This is a genomic window from Paucibacter sp. XJ19-41 (assembly GCF_028462495.1).
Classification (GTDB): domain Bacteria; phylum Pseudomonadota; class Gammaproteobacteria; order Burkholderiales; family Burkholderiaceae_C; genus Roseateles_E.
Genome location: NZ_JAQOWX010000024.1, coordinates 34514 through 54779, shown reverse-complemented (window position 1 = coordinate 54779; position 20266 = coordinate 34514). Strand labels below are relative to the sequence as shown.

Below are 20266 nucleotides of genomic sequence, written 5' to 3'. Positions count from 1 at the left end.
GGCCGCCAGGCCCAGCGCCGCTGCGTCGAGCCGGTGGCCGGCGGCCAGCACCGTGCTGCCCTGCTGCACATCCTCGCCACGGCGGCGTATCCATTGGCCGGCCTTGACTTCAGCGTTGACACGCACCGCAGCCAGACCTTCACCGGGCACGGCCTCGCACTGCTCCTGCATCACCACCGCATCGGCGCCCAGCGGGATCTGCGCACCGGTGAAGATGCGCGCGGCCGTACCGGGCTGATGGACCGCGCCGACCACGCCGGCCGGCACCCGCTGCGCGACCGGCAGCACCGTGCCAGGTCTTGCCACATCGGCGGCGCGCAGCGCATAGCCGTCCATGCTGGTGTTGTCGGCCGGCGGCACGTCCAGGGCCGAGACCACATCGGCGGCCAGCACGCGGCCCAGGGCCTCGGCGGTCGGCAGCGTGTCGACCGCAGCCAGCGGCTCGACCGCGCCCAGCAGGCGCTGCAGTGCCTCGGCCAGGCTTTGCAGCGCGGGACGCATGGCTTCAGACATGGGCTTGGATGAAAGCTTTGACGGCTCCGGTATCGACCGGCATCACCGTGACGCGCTTGGGCAAGGCCTCGATGTTCTCGAGACCGGCCGGACGTGGCGGTTCGATGTCCAGCGCCTCGCGGATGGTGGCAGCGAACTTGGCCGGCAGCGCGGTCTCCAGCACCAGCATCGTGATGCCGGGCTGGCGATGTTCGAGCGCCACCTTCAGGCCGTCGGCCGTATGGGTGTCGATCAGCTGGCCGTAGCGCTGGTGGCACAGGCGTATCGTCGCCAGACGGTCGGCGTGTCGACTGGAGCCGGAGACGAAACCGAAGTCGGCGATATGGGCCTTCTCCTGGGCGTTGAGATCAAAACCACCGGCACCGAACAAGGCCTGGACCCGCGCGCCATCGCGGCCCAGCAGATCGAACACAAAACGCTCGAAGTTGCTGGCCTTGGAGATGTCCATAGACGGGCTGGAGGTCTCGTGCGTGTCGGCCGTGCCGCGCGGGCGGTAGACGCCGGTGCGGAAGAACTCGTCCAGCACATCGTTCTCGTTGGTCGCCACCACCAGCTGCGCGATCGGCAGGCCCATCATGCGCGCCACATGGCCGGCGCAGACATTGCCGAAATTGCCCGAGGGCACGGTGAAGCTGACTTTCTGCTCGTTGCTCGTCGTGGCCTGGAGATAGCCGGCGAAGTAGTAGACGACCTGGGCCAGCAGGCGCGCCCAGTTGATCGAGTTGACGGTGCCGATCTTGTGACGACGCTTGAAGTCCAGGTCGTTGGACACCGCCTTGACGATGTCCTGGCAGTCATCGAACACGCCTTCGACGGCGATATTGTGGATATTGGCGTCCTGCAGGCTGAACATCTGGGCCTGCTGGAAGGGGCTCATGCGGCCGTGCGGCGAGAGCATGAAGACATTGACGCCGGCCTTGCCGCGCATCGCATACTCGGCCGCGCTGCCGGTGTCGCCCGAGGTGGCGCCCAGGATGTTGAGCGTCTCGCCGCGCCGGCCCAGCTCGTACTCGAAGAACTGGCCCAGCAGTTGCATCGCCATGTCCTTGAAGGCCAAGGTCGGGCCGTTGGACAGGGCCTGCAGCGCCAGACCCGGCTCCAGGGCTTTGAGCGGCGTGATCTGCGGGGTGCCGAACACGGCCTCGGTATAGGTGCGGCGCGTGATCGCGCGCAGGTCCTCTGCCGGGATGTCATCGATGTACAGCGACAGGATCTCGAAGGCCAGATCGGCATAGGCCAGGCCGCGCCACTTCGTCAGCGTCGCGTCATCGACCTTCGGATATTGCACGGGCAGATAGAGCCCGCCATCGGGCGCCAGGCCCTCCAGCAGGATCTCGCAAAAGCGGCGCTCGCTGGATTTGTCATTCAGGTCGCCACGGGTGCTGATGTACTTCATCAGGCGAGTTCCTCTTTGCGGATGCGCACGATGGGCGCCAGCACGGTCGTCAGCGCCTGCATCTGAGCCAGGGCCTTGTTCATCCGGCCCTCGACGGTGTCGTGGGTCAGGATGATCAGGTCGGTCTGCTTCTCACCCTCGGCCGATTCCCGCTGCAGCACGGCGTCAATCGAGATGTCGTTCTCGGCCAGGATGGTGGTGATGCTGGACAGCACACCGGCCTGGTCGGCCACGCACAGGCGCAGATAGAAGGCGGTCTGCACCTCGTCCATGGCCAGGATGGGCGTGTCGTTCATCGCATCGGGGCGGAAGGCCAGATGCGGCACGCGGTGCTCGGGGTCGGCGGTGTGCAGCCGGGTGATATCCACCAGATCGGCGATCACGGCCGAGGCGGTGGGCTCGGAACCGGCGCCCTTGCCGTAGTACAGCGTGGTGCCGACGGCATCACCCTGCACCACCACGGCATTCATCGCGCCTTCGACATTGGCGATCAGGCGATTCGTCGGGATCAGCGTCGGATGCACGCGCAGTTCGATCCCGTTGTCACGGCGGCGGGTGATGCCCAAGAGCTTGATGCGGTAACCCAGTTGCTCGGCGTACTTGATGTCGGCGGCCTGCAGCTTGGTGATGCCCTCGACGTGCGCCTTGTCGAACTGCACCGGGATGCCGAAGGCGATCGCGCTCATGATCGTCGCCTTGTGCGCGGCGTCCACGCCCTCGATGTCGAAGGTCGGGTCGGCCTCGGCATAGCCCAGGCGCTGCGCTTCCTTCAGCACCACGCCGAAGTCCAGGCCCTTGGAGCGCATCTCCGACAGAATGAAATTGGTCGTGCCGTTGATGATGCCGGCGATCCACTCGATGCGGTTGGCGGTCAGGCCTTCGCGCAGCGCCTTGATGATGGGAATGCCGCCGGCCACGGCCGCCTCGAAGGCGACGATCACGCCCTTGGCGTGCGCGGCGGCAAAGATCTCGGTGCCATGCACGGCCAGCAAGGCCTTGTTGGCCGTGACCACATGCTTGCCGGCGGCAATCGCCTCCAGCACCAGGGCCTTGGCCACACCGTAGCCGCCGATCAGCTCGATGACGATGTCGATCTCGGGGTTGGCGATGACCTTGCGCGCATCATCGACCACTTCGATGCTGTCGCCGACGATGCTCTTGGCGCGTGCCACATCGAGGTCGGCCACCATGGCAATCTCGATGCCACGGCCGGCGCGGCCGCGAATCTCTTCCTGGTTGCGGCGCAACACATTGAAGGTGCCGCTGCCCACGGTGCCAATGCCCAAGAGGCCGACTTTGATCGCTTTCATCTGGTATCTCAATTCTGGATTAGGTTCGTTCAACGCCCGGCACGCTTGCGGTAATGCGCCAGGAAACGCTCGATGCGGCCCACCGCTTCCTTCAGGTCGTCGGAATTGGGCAGGAACACGAGGCGGAAGTGATCGGGGGCTGTCCAGTTGAAGCCCGTCCCTTGCACGATCAGCACCTTTTCCTCGGCCAGCAGCTCGTAGGCGAACTGTTGGTCGTCCTCGATCGGATAGATCTTGGGGTCCAGGCGGGGGAACATGTAAAGCGCCGCTTTCGGCTTGACGACGCTGACGCCGGGAATCTGGCTCAGCAGCTCGTAGGCGAGATCGCGCTGGCGGCACAGCCGGCCGCTCGGTGCGACCAGGTCCTTGATGCTCTGATAGCCGCCCAAGGCCGTCTGGATCGCCAACTGGCCCGGCGTGTTGGCGCACAAGCGCATCGAGGCCAGCATGTTCAGACCGGTGATGTAGTCCTTGGCATGGCGCGTCTCGCCCGAGACCACCATCCAGCCGGCCCGGTAGCCGCAGGCGCGGTAGTTCTTCGACAGGCCGTTGAAGGTCAGGCACAGCACATCGTCGGCCAGCGAGGCGATGCTGGTGTGGACGGTGCCGTCGTACAGCGTCTTGTCGTAGATCTCGTCGGCCATGATGATCAGCTGGTGCTGACGGGCGATCTCGACGATTTCCTTCAGCAGCTCGATCGGATACAAGGCCCCGGTCGGGTTGTTCGGGTTGATGACGACGATGGCCTTGGTGTTGGGTGTGATCTTGGCCTTGATGTCGGCGATGTCGGGGAACCAGTCGCTGCTCTCGTCGCAGATGTAGTGCACAGGATTGCCACCCGACAGCGCCACCGCAGCGGTGTAGAGCGGGTAGTCGGGCGCCGGCAGCAGCACCTCGTCGCCGTTGTCCAGCAAGGCGTTCAGCGCCATCACGATCAGCTCGGAGGCGCCGTTGCCCAGATAGACATCGTCGACCGTGACGCCATGGATCTGCTTTTCCTGGCAGTAATGCACCACCGATTTGCGCGGCGCGAACAGGCCCTTGGAGTCGGTGTAGCCGGCCGCAGCGGGCAGGTTGCGTATCATGTCCTGGACGATCTCGTCCGGCGGTTCCAGGCCGAAGGCGGCGATATTGCCGATATTCAGCTGGATGATCTTCTGGCCCTCTTCCTGCATCTGGCGCGCCTTGTCGAGCACGGGTCCGCGGATGTCGTAGCAGACATTGGCCAGCTTGCTGGACTTGGCGATGGGCTTCAAGACGGGACTCCTGGGGGCTTGGGGCTGCAAACGTAGAATTTAAACACAGGGTTTGCACCCGCCCCGGCCGACAGTGCCCGCACAACAGCATGAAGTTCCAACTTGATGAGCCGCAAGGCGGCAACAGCATCTCCCGCCACGACGGCCAGAACGTCTGGGTCAATGGCCAGCAGCATGGCGAGAGCCTGCTGGTGCCCTGGCGCGGCGAGGTGCAGGCCTGGGGCCTGGCGCGCTTCGAGGATCTGAGCGAAGCGCATTTCGAACAGATCCTGGCGCTCAAGCCCGAGCTGGTGATCTTCGGCAGCGGTGCCAGGATCCGTTTTGCCCGCCCGTCGCTCTACCGCAGCCTGATTGCCGCGCGCATCGGCGTCGAAACCATGGATCTGGCCGCGGCGTGCCGCACTTACAACGTGCTGGCCAGTGAAAGTCGCACGGTCCTGGCCGCCTTGTTGATAGAACGCCCCTGAGAGGCGGCCAAACCCGCTATGCTGGCAATCCCCCTCAGTGGCGACAAGAGGGCTTGCGGTTCAACGTATAATTGGCGGCTATGCCCACCCGGGCACACATCTTTACAGAACGCCACATGACGCCAGCGCTCAACAAACCTCTCCCGGACATTGAAGCTCTTGCCACCGGCGGCGTGAAGTTCACACCGCAAGCCTTTCTCGGTCAAGCCGTGGTGCTGTACTTCTACCCGAAGGACAACACGCCGGGTTGCACCACCGAAGCGATGCAGTTCCGTGACCGCCACAAGGACTTCGTCAAGGCCGGCGCCGTGGTGCTGGGCGTGTCGCGCGACAATATGGTGTCACACGACAAGTTCAAGCAGAACCTGGAACTGCCCTTCGAGCTGATCGCCGACACCGAAGAGAAGCTCTGCCATATGTTCGGCGTGGTCAAGAACAAGATCATGTACGGCAAGAAGGTCAAGGGCATCGAGCGCTCGACCTTCCTGATCGACGCCGCCGGCGTGTTGCGTGCCGAGTGGCGCGGCATCAAGGTCGCCGGCCATGTCGACGAGGTGCTGAAGGCCGTCAAGTCCTTCAAGAAGGAAGCCGCCTGAACCTTCCGGCGAGCTCTGCAGTATCCACGCGAAGCCGGCCCGGAGAGTCTTTCTGGCCGGCTTTGTTGCATCTTTGCCGCGCTGCAGCACCTGCCTCGGCCGTCATGAGGCTTTGTGCATAATGGCTTCCATGCCCGGTAGCCACGCAGCCAGATCCCCCCAAAGCCGCACAGCAGCCTGTGCGGCTTTTTGCTTTTTCGGCCCGGACATCTATCTTTTGCCTTTGACCTCCAGACCGTAAACGCGGCCTGCTCCACACCTCATGCCACTGCCCAAGCCTCCGACCAAACGCGCCAGCCTCCTCGAGCCCTCCGCCTTTGCCTCCACGCTGGCGGTCAGCAAAACACCCCAAACGATTCCCAGCCGCGCTGCGGCGATAGAGACGGTGGCCGCTCCCAGCGTCGTTGCATCCTCGACCAAGGCGCAGAACAGAGCGCCGACCAAGTCTGCGGCCAGGAAGCAGGCGCCGGCCGTCGCGCCGAGCCCGCAGCCCAGCCTGGCCCTGGTCACGCCCAGCCCGGCGCCGGTCTCGCAAAAAGCCGCCAAGCCCAAGGCCGCCGCCAAGCCGCGTATCGCCGGCCCGGCCAAGCTCTTCGTGCTGGACACCAATGTGCTGATGCACGACCCGATGTGCCTGTTCCGCTTCGAGGAGCACGACATCTATCTGCCGATGATCACGCTCGAAGAGCTGGACGGTCACAAGAAGGGCATGACCGAAGTGGCCCGCAATGTGCGCCAGGTCAGCCGCGACCTCGATGCGCTGGCCGCCAGCCTGCAAAGCAGCACGCTGGAAGAAATGGCCCAGGGCCTGCCGCTGGACCACACCGGCCACCGCGAGGCCGGTGGCAAGCTGTTCTTCCAGACCGGGCTGATCGACACGCCGCTGCCGCAAGGCCTGCCGCAGGGCAAGGCGGACAATCAGATCCTCGGCGTGGTGCAGGCACTGCAGCGCCAGCAGCCCGGCCGCGAGGTGGTGCTGGTGTCCAAGGACATCAATATGCGCATCAAGGCCCGCGCGCTGGGCCTGCCCGCCGAGGACTATCGCAACGACAAGACGCTGGAAGACTCGGACCTGCTCTACACCGGCGTGCAGGCGCTGCCGGCCGACTTCTGGGACCGCCATGGCAAGACCATGGAGAGCTGGCAGCAAGGCGGCATCACCTACTACCGCATCAGCGGTCCGCTGGTGCCCTCGCTGCTGATCAACGAGTTCATCTATCTGGAAGCCCCCGGCGCCGCGCCGCTGTATGCCAAGGTCACCGAGATCACCGGCAAGAGCGCCGTGCTGCGCACCCTGAAGGACTACGGCCACCAGAAGAACTCGGTCTGGGGCGTGACCGCGCGTAACCGCGAGCAGAACTTCGCGCTGAACCTCTTGATGGACCCGGACTGCGACTTCATCACGCTGACCGGTACCGCCGGCACCGGCAAGACCCTGATGACACTGGCCGCCGGACTGCAGCAGGTGCTGGACGAGCGCCGCTACTCCGAGATCATCGTGACCCGCGTGACCGTGCCGGTCGGCGAGGACATCGGCTTCCTGCCCGGCAACGAGGAAGAGAAGATGGGCCCGTGGATGGGTGCGCTGGACGACAACCTGGAAGTGCTGGCGCGCGGCGACAGCAGCTCCGGCGAGTGGGGCCGCGCCGCCACCAATGACCTGGTGCGCAGCAAGATCAAGATCAAGAGCCTGAACTTCATGCGCGGCCGCACCTTCCTGAACAAGTTCGTCATCATCGACGAGGCGCAAAACCTGACCCCCAAGCAGATGAAGACCCTGATCACCCGTGCCGGCCCCGGCACCAAGATCGTCTGCCTGGGCAATCTGGCCCAGATCGACACGCCTTATCTGACCGAGGGCAGCTCGGGCCTGACCTTTGCCGTTGACCGCTTCAAGGGCTGGGGCCACAGCGGCCACATCACGCTGGCGCGTGGCGAACGCTCGCGTCTGGCCGATTTCGCTTCCGAGGTCCTGTGACGCTGTATGTTTCGGATCTGGACGGCACGCTGCTGAACCCGCAGGCCGAGCTGTCCGCGTTCACCCGCGCCGGCCTGGTCCGGCTGCTGGACGAGGGCCTGTCCTTCACGGTGGCCAGCGCCCGCCATGTCTCGTCGATCGCCCGCATCCTTGGTAACCTGCCGCTGCGCCTGCCGGTGATCTCGGCCAACGGCGCCTATATCAGCGAGATGAGCAGCGGCCAGCATGAGCTGGTCCATGCGATGGACCCGGCCCTGGCCCAGGCCATCTTCGCGCTGATGCGCAGGCGCGGCTTCATGCCTTTTGCGGCCACCTACGGGCCGCGCGGCGACCGCCTGTTCTGGCAGTCGGTGCACAACGAAGCCCAGCTGGACTTCGTCGAGCAGCGCCAGCACAACGGCGACCCGCGGTTGCGCCACACCGACAATATCGGCGCCGAGCTGGTCGACCCGGTGGTGACGATGATTCTGATCGAGCGCGAGGCGCCGATGCGGGCGCTGATGGCCGAGATCCAGGCCCTGGCCGGTGACGCGATCGACATCCATCTGGCCGATGACCTCTACCGCCCCGGCTGGCCCTGGCTGACCCTGCATGACCGGCGCGCGACCAAGGACCAGGCGATCAAGACCCTGGCCCAGCGCTACAGCCTGCACGAGCGCGAGATCGTCGTGTTCGGCGACCAGGTCAACGACATCACCATGCTGCGTGCCGCACATCGCGGCATCGCGGTCGAGAACGCGATCGCCGAGGTCAAGCAGGAGGCCCATGCGGTGATAGGCCCCCACCACGAGGACAGCGTGCTGCGCTTCATCGAGACCGACTGGCGGCGCAGCCGCTGAGTGCTCAGCGGCGCAGCAACTGCCCCAGCAGCCCGCCCAGATCCACGCCGCCGCTGGGCAGCTGGCCATTGGGCGTCAGCTGGTCGACGATTTGCGGCAGCCACTGGCTCAGCTGCGCACCGGCCTCGCTGGTGGAGACGCCGGCCTGGCCGGCCAGCTGGCCCAGCAGATCGCCGCCCAGGGCCGAGCCCAGCTGTTCGCCCGAGACCGGCAGATTGGCGCCGGTCGAGACCCAGCTCTGCACCTGCTCGCCCAGGCCGGCGGCCTGCAGCTGCTGCAGGATGCCGGCCAGCCCGCCCTGGCCCGAGCCCTGATTGGCCAGCAGCGTGCCGATCAGGCTGACCCAGTCGACGCCGCCCTGCCCTTGCTGACCGTTCAAGGCCTGCTGGGCCGCGCCCAGCAAAGAATCCATCAAGCCCATGATTGCTCCCACAGCGCGGCGCGATCCGCCGCGCAGCAATTGTGGACGAAGCGCGTGACTATTCCTGCCCCATCGTGTCGCCGGCATCGGTCACACCCTCGTGGCGACGCAGCTGGGCAAAGATGAAGGCCGCCAGCGCCGCCATCACGCCGATCGACAGATAGGTGGCCTGGAAGGCCAGCAGCAGATCCGCACTGCGCTCGGCCCCGGAATAGAGCAGCAGGAAGGCGCTGGAGGTGGCCACGCCCAGACTCATCGACAGCTGCATCACCACCGACAGCAGGCTGTTGCCGCTGCTGGCGGTCTGCGCGTCGAGGTCGCCCAGGGTCAAGGTGTTCATCGCGGTGAACTGCATGCTGTTGACCATGCCGAACAGGCCCAGATGCAGGGCCAACCAGAGGTGCGAGGTGTCGCGGTCGACCAGGGCAAAGCTCGCGATCATCAGGCCCAGCAGCACCGTGTTGACGACCAGCACGCGGCGGTAGCCGGCCCGGCGTATCAGCTTGATCGCGACGGTCTTGGTCAGCATCGCGCCGAGCACCGTCGGAATCATCGACAGCCCGGCCACGCTGGGCGAAAAGCCCAGGCCCAGCTGCAGAAACATCGGCGTCAGAAAGGGCGTGGCGCCGCTGCCAAGGCGGGCGAACACATTGCCGATCAGCCCGATGCGGTAGGTCGGGATCGCGAACAGCCGCATATTGAACAGCGGCGCCGGCGCACGCGCCGCATGCAGCCAGTAAGCCATCATGCTGGCCATGCCGGCCACCACCAGCACGATGCTGACCGCGACGCTGATCACATGCTCGCCGAAACCCTGCAGCCCGACCGACAACAGCATCAGCCCGAGGCTGAACAGCACAAAGCCACTCCAGTCGAAGCGGCCGGGCGCTGCGCTCCTGAGCTGGGGCATATAGCGCAGGCTGGCCGCCACACCCAGCGCCCCGACCGGCAGATTGATCAGAAAGATCCAGTGCCAGCTGGCGTACTGCACCAGCAGGCCGCCGAGCGCCGGGCCGATCAGCGGCCCGATCAGGCCCGGCAAGGCGATGAAGGTCATCACCGGCAGGAACTCCTCCTTCGGAAACGCGCGCAGCACCGCCAGCCGCCCGACCGGCACCAAGAGCGCGCCACCGACCCCTTGCAGCACCCGCGCCGCCACCAGCACCCGCAGCGAAGGGCTCAGCGCGCAGGCCAGCGAGCCCAGGCTGAACAGCACGATGGCCCAGATGAAGAGCCGGCGCGTGCCGAAGCGGTCCGCCAGCCAGCCCGAGGCCGGGATCAGCAGTGCCACGGTCAGCATATAGGCGACCACGGCCGACTGCATGCGCAGCGGGTTCTCGCCCAGATCGGCCGCCATACCCGGCAGCGCCGTGTTCAGGATGGTCGTGTCCAGCGTCTGCATGAAGAAGGCCAGCGCCACCAGCCAGGGCAGATAACGGCGCGTGGCCGGGTCCAGGGTGATGCGTTCGGCGTTCTCGGGCATGGCCCCGAGTATCGACAAAAACAAACGCCCGCACCGGCGGGGCCGGGGCGGGCGTTGCGAGCAGCGAACGCGACGTGCTTGCTACTTGCGCAGATAGTCGAAGAAGGCCTTGGCGTTGGGCTCGCGCTTCAGGAACTCATGGACCAGCTCCGGCGCGGGCTTCTGGCCGCCATTGCCCAGCACGATGTCGCGGTAGCGACGGCCGGTCTCGGGGTTGAGCTTGTCGGCCTTGAACTCGGTGCGCAGATCCATCGCCAGCACCAGGCTCCACAGATAGCCGTAGTAGCCGGCGCCGTAGCCGCCGGCCACATGGCCGAAGCCGGCCGGGAACATCGTGCCCGCCACATGGCCCAGCGGCGTCGCGCCTTCCATCTTGGCCCACAGCGCCATCGGCTCGGGCACGTCCGGGCCGTGCAGGGCCAGGTCGTAGCCGGCATACAGATGCTGGCGGCCATACTGCGAGCCCTTGGCAAAGTCCTTGGCCGCCTGGGCCTTGTCGACCAGCGCGTCCGGCACCGGCTTGCAGCTCGCGCAGACCTCGGCCATCAGCTTGAGCACCTGCTTGTCATAGACCCAGTCTTCCAGCATCTGCGACGGCGCCTCGACGAAGTCATGCATCACCGAGGTGCCGCCCTGGCTGGCATAGCGGGTCTCCGACAGATTGTTGTGCACCGCATGGCCCAGCTCGTGCAGCAGGGTCTCGACCTCGTCCAGGGTCAGGCCCTTGCGGTCGAAATTGACCACCAGCGCCGCGGTCGGCGTGCGGCCCAGGCGGGTCGCGCTGGAGCGCAGCGGCCAGACCGCCGCATGGTTGTACTTGCCCTCGCGCGGGTAGAGGTCCACATACATGGTCGCCAGCGCCTTGCCGGTGGCCGCGTCGCTGACCGCAAAGGCCTGCACCTCGGGGTGCCAGAGCTGAGCCTTCACCGGCGTGTAGCGCACGCCCATCATCTTCTCGACGATGCGCATCGTGAACAGCAGACTCTCCTGGGGCGGGAAGTACTGGCGGAAGGCCTCCTGGTCGACGCTGTAGCGCTGCTGGCGGATGCGCTCGCTGTAGTAGCTGGCGTCCCAGCGCTGCACCGTGGTCGCCTCGGGCGCGCTGCCCAGTTGCTCGGCCTTGGCGGCGCGCAGCTCCAGCAGGTCGGCGCGCTCGCCCTCGGTGACCGTGCTCTTGACCTCGTCGAGGAACTTCCAGGCGGTGGCCGCGTCCTTGGCCATCTTGCGGCGCAGATTGAAGTCCACATAGTTCGTGAAGCCGAACAGCTTCGCGTACTCGTGCCGCGCCTGGATGATCTCGGCCAGCAGCTTCAGATTGGCCGCCCCGCCCTCATTGGTCTTGGCCCGCCACATGCGCTCGCGCGCCGCTGCGCTGTCGGCGCTCTGCAGCACCGGGCCATAGCTCGGGTAGTCGACACCCAGCACGATGCGGCCCTCGGCATCGCGCGGCGCGCTCTTCCACACGCCCTCGGGCACACCCTTCAGCTCGGCCTCGGTGAACGCCACCTTGACGCCGGCATCGCGGATGTTCTTCTCGAAGTTCTGGTTCAGCTCGCTGAGCTTGTCGAGGATCTGCTTGGCGCGCTTGCGCTGCGCGGGCGGCAGGGCCACGCCGCCGTCCTCGAAGCCGCCCAGGCCCACCCGCACCAGCTCGCGGTCGATCGCATCGGCGGCGGGCGCGGACTTCAAGGCCCGGTAGATCTTCTCGTTCTGGCCGTAGCTGGAGCTGAAATCGGCCCAGCGCAGCGAGCAGGCCTGCGCCGCCTCGCGCACCGGCTTGTCGGGATGGACGTTGAGCACGAATTCGATCGGGTACTGGGTGTCCTCGATGAAGGCATAGAAGTCATCGTAGGCGGCCAGCCAGCCGGCATCGACCTTGCGGCGCTCCAGGCCGGACAGGCGCTGGCGGGCCGCGCTCAGGCCCTTGTCGCAGGCCGTCTTGATCTGGGCAGCGTTCTTGTACTGCGGGAAGGCCGGGCCGGGCAGGCCCGTGGCCTGAGGGGTCTGCGCCGAGGCGCTCAGGGCCAGCAGGCCGGCGGCCAGCAAGCAAGTCTTGTGAAGCTTCATGCGGTCATCTCCATTGACTGTGGCCGCGATGGCGGCGCGCGCGGATTGTGCAGCCTTGGCCGCCCGGTTGACGCAGTGATGCGATGAAGCACGAGGTCGAGGGGGCCAAGCGCGGACTCGGCGCGTCTCGGAACAGTTGGCAGGCGCGACTTCAATCACAGCCGATGCACAAGTTACCAATGCTTGCGCCAGCGCAAGCCCGCGCACAGGGGGATTGCCAGCAAAGCTGTGGTCCAATCCGGGTTAGTACCGACTTTGCACTGAAACGCCCCCGGGCTTACCCGTGAGCACTGCCCTTCTCGCTTGACACCTTTGACAGCCCCCCCATAAGCTGCGCGCCGACATCCATGTTCGACGCCAGCCGCCGCCCCCCTCACAGCACCCGATGGCAGCGCCTCTTGACGGCCTGCGGTCTGCTGCTGGCCGTCGCTGCGGCCCAGGGTCAGGCCTTGCCGCAAGCCCCGGCCCCGGCCGCCTCGCAGCCGGCGGGCGACGCCGTCAGCCGCTTCCTGCAGGAACGCGGCCTGCTGGGCCAGGTCTCGGTCGAGAGCGGCGGCCTGCTGGACCAGGTGCGCGACAAGGCCTCGGACCTGGTGCTGGCCTCGATGAATTTTCTCGGCGTGCCCTACAAGCGCGGCGGCAACTCGGCCGAAAGCGGTTTCGATTGCAGCGGCTTCACCCGCCACATCTTCGAGATGAGCGTGGGCCTGGTGCTGCCGCGCCGCGCCGACGAGCAGGCCAAGCTCTCCAGCCTGGCCCCGGTCAAGAAGACCGAACTCAAGCCCGGCGACCTGGTGTTCTTCAACACCATGCGCCGCACCTTCTCCCATGTCGGCATCTATGTCGGCGAAGGCAAGTTCATCCACGCACCACGCTCCGGCCAGAAGGTGCGGGTGGAGGACATGCGCGAGGCCTACTGGGCCAAGCGATTCACCGGTGCGCGGCGGGCCGACCTGGGCAGCGCTGCTGATGCCGGCGGCAACGCCAACACGCCGTCGCTGAACTGAGGCTGCGCGAGCGCTGGCCGTGCACCTGGGCTAGGTCCTTGCCTTCCAGTACCCCGGTCGCCTGCTGTGGTGAGCGATGGCGCTGATGCGTACCACGCCCTCTTCCGCTCGGTACAGGATGGAGAAGGGATACCGCCCGATCGGAAACAAACGTCGCCCTTTGGAGGTCGCTGTACCCAAGCCGGGGAAATCGGCAATCAGACGCAGCTTCGACTCGAAGGTCCTGAGAAAATCCTCAGCAGTAGCCGTGCTGAACTGCCGAACACAGAACGCCACCGCGCTTGCCAGTTCGGCTTCGGCCTCCGGCGTGAGGAGATAGTTCACTTCAGCGTGGCACGAATCCGAGATAGCGCTTCCGGCCCATCAACCCAGCTCGCTTGGCCATTGTCGATCCGCGCCTCGCGCTGATCAGCCTCGTCAGCCCAAGCCTCCTCCCACTCACGGTCATGACCGAGGCTGGCAAGCAGCCTGTCCACAATCCGGGAACGATCTGCCTGAGGCAGACTCAGCAGCTCCGCTTCAAGAACATCGACTGGGATAGGCATGACAAGACTCTTCAAGCTGGTGACGGTCTCAAGCATGCCACAAGAGGACGAAGCCAACTTGGCCGCCTCCACACACGCAGTCTAGATGGCAATGCGGGCATGAGTCCCCGCATGCTCACGCAGCAGGTACAACAATCCGCCACCATCGATCAGCTCAAGCGGCTTGTCTTTGGAAAAGTTGTACGCATCGACGCCATAGCCACTTGTGCAGACAAGGATGCCTTTGCTGGCACCTTCGTTGAGCATCGTGCCGTACAGATCCCTCACCGCGCTGACGCCGACCGTGTCCCTGTAGCGTTTGGCTTGGATCACCACCTTGCCGCCCAGTACCGGCCGTGTATCGAAGGCGACAGCATCAACGCCGCCATCGCGCGAAGAGCGCGTGAGCTTGGTCTCCAGCCCCATCTTGCCAAACAGGTTCGACACCAGGATTTCAAATTCGCTCGGCGTGAGGTCCATCAGATTCGGGCGTGACTCCAGCCCAGAGAGTGCGTCGCCTTGTTCGATAAAGCGCTTGTCGACCATGTTGAATTCGACAATAGGCTTGACCGCCTGGAGTTCGTCCGGGCGACTCGAAACCTGTGCACCCAGGTTGCGCAGGCAGGCAATCTTGTCCACCTTATCCAGGCGGATGTGCTCAAACTCGGCTTTGGTGGCACGCACCGAGACCACCGGCACGCGCACCTCACGGCCATTCGCCGGGTCAATCGTGTCCAGGATACCGGTGAAGGTGACCAGGTTCAGCGCCTGAGCTTGGTCCGCCTCGAAGAGCTCATGCAGTGTGCGCAGCGTTACCGCTGCGACCAAGTCCTGGTAAAGCTGCTTGGTCTCCGAAGCTTTTCGGTCCTTCGCCTCGATCACATCACGAGACTTGACGTAGCGGTACTCGGCTTCGGCGGGAACTACAGACACCAGGGGAAGCTCGTATTCGACGACCAACTCGGACGCCGCTGGGTTGTATGCCAGGCGAAAGCCCTGTGGAAACCCTTCCTCCGGGTACTCCGAGCGCGTGAGCACCATCTCGTTGTAAGCCACGATCGCCTCGGGCTCCTTGGACAAGTAGTCCGCCTCGAATTCGTCGACTTCAGCATTGCGACGCTGCTGATCCGCTTCGAACTCGGCCTTGCGTCGCTCATGATCATCCCTGGCCTTGGCGGCCTCTGCCTGCTTGACGGCCTCGGCACGATGAAAACTGGCCAGGTCAGCTTGGTGCTCAGACCGTGCCTGCTCGATCAATCGAGCCTGACGTGATGCCGCTCCAGGCACAAGTTTCTGAGCCCACGAAAGCGGCGGCACAGCACGCTCCTGAGAGGGCGTCGCTGGAGTTAGCTCCGTTGGCAGCTTGAAAGCCGCGAACCGGGTGCGGATCCGCAGAGACTCGAAACTGATCCGATCATCCGTACCGAGGGTATGGGCCAGGATGCTCTGGATCGCGTCGATCCGCTCCTTCACCTCGGCGTTGAGATCGTCAACTTCGCCTTGGCGATCTTGCAGGTACTGGGCTTTCGCCTGCTTAGCAGCCGTAGCATCCTCGCGTGACTGCTGCGCTAGTGCCATTCGCTGCTGACGCTCGACCTGCCGCCCCTGCGTCGCCGCTGCACGGACTGAGCGCTTGCGTTCGCGCTCGGCCGCAGCCATGGCGCGACCAGCCGCGCGCAGAAACCCCTCTACTCCCGACCTGCGTCCCATCCCGTAGCTCCTTGCCGCCGTCAGCGCAAAAGTACATTGGATGTGCGCCGGGCCGGCGCGTCAATCGCAGTTCATCCTTAGGCGCAAGCCCTCAGGCCGCAGGGCTGAGCAGGTGCGCAGGATCAGGTCTTTCATCTGCAATCAAGACCTGCCCCTATCTCCCCGATGAGCCTCGACCCTGCCCTCACCCAGGTGAGATGCCGCCTCCTCAGAACGCCGCAATCCCCGTCATCGCCCGACCGAGTATCAGCGCATGGATGTCATGCGTGCCCTCGTAGGTGTTGACCACCTCTAGATTGACCAGATGGCGGGCAATGCCGAACTCGTCGGAGATGCCGTTGCCGCCCAGCATGTCGCGGGCGACGCGGGCGATGTCCAGGGCCTTGCCGCAGCTGTTGCGCTTCATGATCGAGGTGATCTCCACCGCAGCCGTGCCCTCGTCCTTCATGCGGCCCAGGCGCAGGCAGCCCTGCAGGCCCAGCGTGATCTCGGTCTGCATATCGGCCAGCTTCTTCTGCACCAGCTGGTTCGCGGCCAGCGGCTTGCCGAACTGCTTGCGGTCCAGCGTGTACTGGCGGGCCTTCATCCAGCAGTCCTCGGCGGCGCCGAGGGCGCCCCAGGCGATGCCGTAGCGCGCGCTGTTCAGGCAGGTGAACGGGCCCTTCAGGCCGCGCACCTCGGGGAAGGCGTTCTCCTCGGGGCAGAACACCTCGTCCATCACGATCTCGCCGGTGATCGAGGCGCGCAGGCCCACCTTGCCGTGGATGGCCGGCGCGCTCAGGCCCTTCCAGCCCTTCTCCAGCACAAAGCCCCGGATCTGGCCGCCATCATCCTTGGCCCAGACGACGAAGACATCGGCGATCGGGCTGTTGGTGATCCACATCTTGGCGCCGCTGAGCGAGTAACCGCCGTCGACCTTCTTGGCCCGCGTGATCATCGAACCGGGGTCCGAGCCATGGTTGGGCTCGGTCAGGCCGAAGCAACCGATCCACTCGCCGCTGGCCAGCTTGGGCAGGTATTTCTGCTTGGTGGCCTCGGAGCCGAACTCGTTGATCGGCACCATCACCAGCGAGCTCTGCACACTCATCATCGAGCGGTAGCCGGAGTCGACGCGCTCGACCTCGCGGGCCACCAGGCCATAGCAGACATAGTTCAGGCCGGCGCCGCCGTACTGCTCGGGAATGGTCGGGCCCAAGAGGCCCAGCTCGCCCATCTCGCGGAAGATGCCGGCATCGGTCTTCTCGTGGCGGAAGGCCTCCAGCACGCGCGGCGCCAGGCTGTCCTGGCAGTAGGCGCGGGCGGCGTCGCGCACCGCGCGTTCGTCGTCCGTCAGTTGCTGCTCCAGCAAGAGCGGGTCGTCCCAGTGAAATTGGGCCTTGGCCATGGTCAGTCTCCTTTAGATACTACAAAAACTCGGGGCCATCCTAGCCCTGCACAGGCAACACCGCTGTCACCTCGATTTCAACCTTCGCACGGTCCTCCATCAGCCCGGCCACCTGCACCGCGCTCATCGCGATCCCGTATTCCTGGCCCAGAACCTCGCGGTAGGCCTGGCCCACCTCACGGCCGCGCGCGAGGTACTCGCGCTTGTCCAGCAGATACCAGGTCATCCGGGTGATGTGCTCGGGGCCTGCGCCGGCCTCGGCCAGCACGGCCTTGATGTTCAGCAGGGTCTGGCGCACCTGGGCGATGAAGTCGTCGCTCTCGAACTGGCACTGGCCGTTCCAGCCGATCTGGCCGGCGACGAAAATCTGCCGGCCCATGGCCGCCACACCATTGGCATAACCGCGCGGCGCGGCCCAGCCGGCGGGTTGAAGGATTTGCTTCGTCATGGTTTCTTGTCTCCTGCGGCTCGCTCCAGCGCGGCGCGCAAATCATCGGGAAAAGGGGTGGACTGATGCGTGTCCAGCGAGGTGCAGACCAGCACCTGCTCGAAGGCCACACGCTGGCCGTCGGGCCCGTCGAAGGAAATGGCCAGGCTCAGCGAGCTGCGGCCCAGCTTCTGAATCGCGATGCGCTGCGTCAGCACATCGCCCATGCGGCTGATGCGCTTGAAATCGCTGCTCAGATGCACGGTCGGCATACCGACGCGGCGCGGCCCCAGCAGCTGTGCATAGTCGACGCCCAGACCCTGGGTGAACCAGTCCTCGACCAGCGCATTTAGCATCTCGAAGTAGCGCGGATAGAACACGATGCCGGCCGGGTCGCAATGGCCGAAGCGCACCAGTTCCTGCCGCTCGAACACACAGGCGTTTGTCATTCGCTCAGACCCCCAGATAACGCTGCCACAGGCCGTGGTCGGCATCCAGCGCGGCCGAGTCGCCGGCCCAGACCACCTTGCCGCGCTCCAGGATGCTGTGCCGGTCGGCCAGGCGGATCAGGCGCCGCACATACTTGTCCACCACCAGAATCGTCTGGCCGGCCTCGCGCAGCCGATCCAGGCAGCGCCAGATCTCCTCGCGTATCAGCGGGGCCAGGCCCTCGGTGGCCTCGTCCAGAATCATCAGCTTGGGGTTGGTCACCAGCGCCCGGCCGATGGCCAGCATTTGCTGCTCGCCGCCGGAGAGCTGGTTGCCCATATTCGAGGCCCGCTCGCGCAACCGCGGGAACAGCTCGAACACCCGCTCGACATCCCAGGGCTGGCTCGCGCCGCTGCGGTTGCCGGCAAAGGCCTGCAGATGCTCGCGCACCGACAGGTTGGGGAAGATCTGCCGGCCCTCCGGCACGATGGCCAGGCCCAGGCGCGCGATGCGGTCGGCACTCCAGCCGGTGACGTCCTGGCCAGCGAAGCGGATGCGGCCCTGGCTCGGGGCCATCCAGCCGGTCAGGCAGCGCAGCGTGGTGCTCTTGCCCATGCCATTGCGGCCCAGCAGGGTCACGACCTCGCCGGCCCTGATCTGCAGGTCCAGGCCGAACAGCACCTGGCTGCTGCCGTAGCAGGCTTCCAGCCCGCTGATCTCGAGAATGGCTTCGCTCACAGCGCCGCCTCCATCTCATCACCCAGATAGGCCTTCTTGACCTCGGGATGCTCGCGGATCTCGGCCGGCGTGCCGCTGGCGATGACCTTGCCAAAAACCAAAGTGGAGATGCGGTCGGCCAGCCGGAACACCGCGTCCATGTCATGTTCCACCAGAAGCAGGGTCAGGTCTTGCGCGCGCAAGGATTGCAGCAGCTCGACCATGCGCTCCGATTCGTCCGGCCCCATGCCCGCCATCGGCTCGTCCAGCAGCAGCAGGCGCGGCCGCGCGGCCAGGGCCAGGCCCACTTCCAGCTGGCGCTGCTCGCCATGGCCCAGGCTACCGGCAGGTCGGTCTGCATGCCGGCCCAGGGCGATGCGCTCCAGCAGCGCAGAAGCCTCGGCATAGGCGGCTTCGTCCTTGACGGCCGCACGCCACCAGCTCGGCTGACCCGGCCGGCGCGCCTGCACCGCCAGCGCCAGGTTGTCCAGCACCGAGAAGCGCTTGAAGATGCTGGTGATCTGGTAGGAGCGCACCAGGCCGGCGCGCACTCGGGCGGCCATGCCGACAGGGGTCAGGTCTTGCCCGGCAAAGTGGATAAGGCCGGCATCCGAGGCCATCGCCCCGGAGATCTGGTGTATCAAGGTGGTCTTGCCGGCGCCGTTCGGGCCGATCAGCGCATGGACCTCGCCGGCGCGCACCTCGAAGGAGGCATGGTCGGTGGCGGCCAGCGCGCCGAAGCGCTTGACCAGGGACTCGACTTTCAGCAGCGGCTCAGCCATGGGCGGTCTTCCTTCTACGCTTGAACATCCCGACCAGGCCCTGGGGCGCGAACAGCACCACGCCCAGCAACACCACGCCCAGCGCCATCTGCCAATGCAGGGTGTAACCGGCGAGCACTTCTTCCAGCAGCAGGAAGGCCGCCGCGCCCAGCGCCCCGCCCCAGAGCGAACCGGCGCCGCCGAGGATGACCATGATCATCAGCTGGCCCGATTGCGACCAGTGCATGGTGTGCGGCGTCACCAGGCCGTTCAGATTGGCCAGCAGCGCGCCGGCCAACCCGGCGATCGCGCCGGCCAGCACGAAGGCCTGCCACTGCACCGCAAACACGCGGGCGCCGACCGCGCCCATGCGGGTCTCGTTTTCCTTGATGCCCTGCAGCAGCCAGCCGAAGGGCGAGTTGACCAGGCGCTGCAGCAGGCCCATCACCGCAACAAACAGCGTCAGCACGACCCAGAAGAAGATCGCGTCGTCCTTCAGATCGACACCCAGGGCCGAGCGCGCGGGCAGCGGCAAGCCGTCCTCGCCGCCATAGGCCTTCAGCGAGATCACCAGGTAATAGAACATCTGGGCGAAGGCCAGCGTGATCATGATGAAGTAGACGCCCCGGGTGCGCAGGCTGATCGCGCCGATCAGCGCGGCGGCCAGGCCCGACACCAGCATCGCCGCCGGCCAGGCAATCCAGGCCGAGGCCACGCCGGCGTCCATCAGGATGCCCACCGTGTAGGCACCCAGGCCGACAAAAGCCGCATGGCCGAAACTGACCATGCCGCCAAAGCCCAGGATCAGGTTCAGGCTGGACGCGGCGATCGCGAAGATCAGCAGCCGGCTGGCCACGCCGATATAGAACTCCAGGCCGAATGCCGTCAGCAGCGGCGGCAGTGCCGCCAGCAGGGCCAGCAAGGGCCAGGTCCACAGACCCAGGCCGCGATGATGGAGTTGACTGATCCGCATATTCATCA

20 protein-coding genes and 1 pseudogene are annotated in these 20266 nt (G+C 65.8%); 5 read left to right on the top strand and 16 right to left on the bottom strand.

Going from position 1 to position 20266, the window contains the following annotated elements; genetic code table 11:
- From PO768_RS08845 to PO768_RS08830, 4 genes and pseudogenes are all read right to left on the bottom strand, one after another.
- Window positions 1–513, bottom strand: a pseudogene (locus PO768_RS08845) (molybdopterin molybdenumtransferase MoeA); the annotation flags it as partial.
- A complete protein-coding gene (gene thrC, locus PO768_RS08840) occupies window positions 506–1909 on the bottom strand; it encodes a threonine synthase (protein ID WP_272645758.1) in 1404 nt (467 codons plus the stop codon). The gene thrC and the pseudogene PO768_RS08845, both read right to left, overlap by 8 nt.
- Window positions 1909–3219 (bottom strand): homoserine dehydrogenase, encoded by a 1311-nt coding sequence (locus PO768_RS08835; protein WP_272645757.1) that lies wholly within the window; start codon window positions 3217–3219, stop codon window positions 1909–1911. The genes thrC and PO768_RS08835 overlap by 1 nt, the downstream gene beginning before the upstream one ends.
- A gap of 29 nt (window positions 3220–3248) precedes the next feature.
- Window positions 3249–4475: a pyridoxal phosphate-dependent aminotransferase gene (locus PO768_RS08830; RefSeq protein WP_272645756.1), complete on the bottom strand. Its 1227-nt coding sequence runs from the start codon at window positions 4473–4475 to the stop codon at window positions 3249–3251.
- Window positions 4476–4564: 89 nt separating this feature from the next.
- On the opposite strand from PO768_RS08830, the gene PO768_RS08825 reads away from it, so the two are divergent.
- The 4 genes from PO768_RS08825 (at window position 4565) to PO768_RS08810 (ending at window position 8355) form a co-directional block, all read left to right on the top strand.
- A complete protein-coding gene (locus PO768_RS08825; protein ID WP_262967999.1) occupies window positions 4565–4942 on the top strand; it encodes an Mth938-like domain-containing protein in 378 nt (125 codons plus the stop codon).
- Window positions 4943–5058: 116 nt separating this feature from the next.
- Window positions 5059–5538, top strand: a complete 480-nt coding sequence (locus PO768_RS08820; protein ID WP_137942299.1) for a peroxiredoxin — start codon at window positions 5059–5061, stop codon at window positions 5536–5538.
- Window positions 5539–5800: 262 nt separating this feature from the next.
- On the top strand, window positions 5801–7516 hold the full coding sequence (locus tag PO768_RS08815; RefSeq protein WP_272645755.1) for a PhoH family protein: 1716 nt from the start codon (window positions 5801–5803) through the stop codon (window positions 7514–7516).
- Window positions 7513–8355 (top strand): HAD family hydrolase, encoded by an 843-nt coding sequence (locus PO768_RS08810; protein WP_272645754.1) that lies wholly within the window; start codon window positions 7513–7515, stop codon window positions 8353–8355. The genes PO768_RS08815 and PO768_RS08810 overlap by 4 nt, the downstream gene beginning before the upstream one ends.
- A gap of 4 nt (window positions 8356–8359) precedes the next feature.
- Here PO768_RS08810 and PO768_RS08805 read toward each other — a convergent pair whose 3' ends face one another.
- From PO768_RS08805 to PO768_RS08795, 3 genes are all read right to left on the bottom strand, one after another.
- On the bottom strand, window positions 8360–8776 hold the full coding sequence (locus PO768_RS08805) for a YidB family protein (RefSeq protein ID WP_262967996.1): 417 nt from the start codon (window positions 8774–8776) through the stop codon (window positions 8360–8362).
- Window positions 8777–8834: 58 nt separating this feature from the next.
- Entirely contained in the window at window positions 8835–10259 is a 1425-nt protein-coding gene (mdtD, locus tag PO768_RS08800) for a multidrug transporter subunit MdtD (RefSeq protein ID WP_272645753.1), read from the bottom strand.
- 81 nt (window positions 10260–10340) lie between these two features.
- Entirely contained in the window at window positions 10341–12326 is a 1986-nt protein-coding gene (locus PO768_RS08795; protein WP_272645752.1) for a M3 family metallopeptidase, read from the bottom strand.
- Between the two features lie 347 nt (window positions 12327–12673).
- Between PO768_RS08795 and PO768_RS08790 the strand changes: the two genes are divergently transcribed.
- A complete protein-coding gene (locus PO768_RS08790) occupies window positions 12674–13333 on the top strand; it encodes a C40 family peptidase (protein ID WP_272645751.1) in 660 nt (219 codons plus the stop codon).
- 30 nt (window positions 13334–13363) lie between these two features.
- Here the strand turns inward: PO768_RS08790 and PO768_RS08785 are convergent, their stop codons facing one another.
- From PO768_RS08785 to PO768_RS08745, 9 genes are all read right to left on the bottom strand, one after another.
- Window positions 13364–13657, bottom strand: a complete 294-nt coding sequence (locus PO768_RS08785) for a type II toxin-antitoxin system RelE/ParE family toxin (protein ID WP_272645750.1) — start codon at window positions 13655–13657, stop codon at window positions 13364–13366.
- Window positions 13654–13914 (bottom strand): addiction module protein, encoded by a 261-nt coding sequence (locus tag PO768_RS08780; protein WP_137942288.1) that lies wholly within the window; start codon window positions 13912–13914, stop codon window positions 13654–13656. The genes PO768_RS08785 and PO768_RS08780 overlap by 4 nt, the downstream gene beginning before the upstream one ends.
- A 45-nt stretch (window positions 13915–13959) precedes the next feature.
- Window positions 13960–15516 carry a restriction endonuclease gene (locus PO768_RS08775; RefSeq protein WP_272645749.1) on the bottom strand — a complete coding sequence of 519 codons (1557 nt, stop codon included), beginning with the start codon at window positions 15514–15516 and terminating at the stop codon, window positions 13960–13962.
- 259 nt (window positions 15517–15775) lie between these two features.
- Entirely contained in the window at window positions 15776–16951 is a 1176-nt protein-coding gene (locus PO768_RS08770; RefSeq protein WP_262967988.1) for an acyl-CoA dehydrogenase, read from the bottom strand.
- A gap of 40 nt (window positions 16952–16991) precedes the next feature.
- A complete protein-coding gene (locus PO768_RS08765; RefSeq protein ID WP_272645748.1) occupies window positions 16992–17399 on the bottom strand; it encodes a RidA family protein in 408 nt (135 codons plus the stop codon).
- Window positions 17396–17827 carry an acyl-CoA thioesterase gene (locus PO768_RS08760; protein ID WP_269840862.1) on the bottom strand — a complete coding sequence of 144 codons (432 nt, stop codon included), beginning with the start codon at window positions 17825–17827 and terminating at the stop codon, window positions 17396–17398. The genes PO768_RS08765 and PO768_RS08760 overlap by 4 nt, the downstream gene beginning before the upstream one ends.
- Window positions 17828–17831: 4 nt before the next feature.
- Window positions 17832–18545 carry an ABC transporter ATP-binding protein gene (locus tag PO768_RS08755; protein WP_440402480.1) on the bottom strand — a complete coding sequence of 238 codons (714 nt, stop codon included), beginning with the start codon at window positions 18543–18545 and terminating at the stop codon, window positions 17832–17834.
- Entirely contained in the window at window positions 18542–19306 is a 765-nt protein-coding gene (locus tag PO768_RS08750) for an ABC transporter ATP-binding protein (RefSeq protein ID WP_272645747.1), read from the bottom strand. Before PO768_RS08750 ends, PO768_RS08755 begins: the two co-directional genes overlap by 4 nt.
- A complete protein-coding gene (locus tag PO768_RS08745; RefSeq protein WP_442953202.1) occupies window positions 19299–20264 on the bottom strand; it encodes a branched-chain amino acid ABC transporter permease in 966 nt (321 codons plus the stop codon). The genes PO768_RS08750 and PO768_RS08745 overlap by 8 nt, the downstream gene beginning before the upstream one ends.
- Between the last annotated feature and the right edge of the window lie 2 nt (window positions 20265–20266).

Excerpts from the sequence above, each read along its gene's own strand:
- PO768_RS08770 (WP_262967988.1), bottom strand. The coding sequence starts at position 16,951 with ATGGCCAAGGCCCAATTTCACTGGGACGACCCGCTCTTGCTGGAGCAG.
- thrC (WP_272645758.1), bottom strand. The coding sequence starts at position 1,909 with ATGAAGTACATCAGCACCCGTGGCGACCTGAATGACAAATCCAGCGAG.
- PO768_RS08760 (WP_269840862.1), bottom strand. The coding sequence starts at position 17,827 with ATGACAAACGCCTGTGTGTTCGAGCGGCAGGAACTGGTGCGCTTCGGC.
- PO768_RS08820 (WP_137942299.1), top strand. The coding sequence starts at position 5,059 with ATGACGCCAGCGCTCAACAAACCTCTCCCGGACATTGAAGCTCTTGCC.
- PO768_RS08805 (WP_262967996.1), bottom strand. The coding sequence starts at position 8,776 with ATGGGCTTGATGGATTCTTTGCTGGGCGCGGCCCAGCAGGCCTTGAAC.
- PO768_RS08765 (WP_272645748.1), bottom strand. The coding sequence starts at position 17,399 with ATGACGAAGCAAATCCTTCAACCCGCCGGCTGGGCCGCGCCGCGCGGT.
- PO768_RS08780 (WP_137942288.1), bottom strand. The coding sequence starts at position 13,914 with ATGCTTGAGACCGTCACCAGCTTGAAGAGTCTTGTCATGCCTATCCCA.
- PO768_RS08775 (WP_272645749.1), bottom strand. The coding sequence starts at position 15,516 with ATGGCTGCGGCCGAGCGCGAACGCAAGCGCTCAGTCCGTGCAGCGGCG.
- mdtD (WP_272645753.1), bottom strand. The coding sequence starts at position 10,259 with ATGCCCGAGAACGCCGAACGCATCACCCTGGACCCGGCCACGCGCCGT.
- PO768_RS08835 (WP_272645757.1), bottom strand. The coding sequence starts at position 3,219 with ATGAAAGCGATCAAAGTCGGCCTCTTGGGCATTGGCACCGTGGGCAGC.
- PO768_RS08825 (WP_262967999.1), top strand. The coding sequence starts at position 4,565 with ATGAAGTTCCAACTTGATGAGCCGCAAGGCGGCAACAGCATCTCCCGC.
- PO768_RS08750 (WP_272645747.1), bottom strand. The coding sequence starts at position 19,306 with ATGGCTGAGCCGCTGCTGAAAGTCGAGTCCCTGGTCAAGCGCTTCGGC.
- PO768_RS08795 (WP_272645752.1), bottom strand. The coding sequence starts at position 12,326 with ATGAAGCTTCACAAGACTTGCTTGCTGGCCGCCGGCCTGCTGGCCCTG.
- PO768_RS08790 (WP_272645751.1), top strand. The coding sequence starts at position 12,674 with ATGTTCGACGCCAGCCGCCGCCCCCCTCACAGCACCCGATGGCAGCGC.
- PO768_RS08745 (WP_442953202.1), bottom strand. The coding sequence starts at position 20,264 with ATGAATATGCGGATCAGTCAACTCCATCATCGCGGCCTGGGTCTGTGG.
- PO768_RS08815 (WP_272645755.1), top strand. The coding sequence starts at position 5,801 with ATGCCACTGCCCAAGCCTCCGACCAAACGCGCCAGCCTCCTCGAGCCC.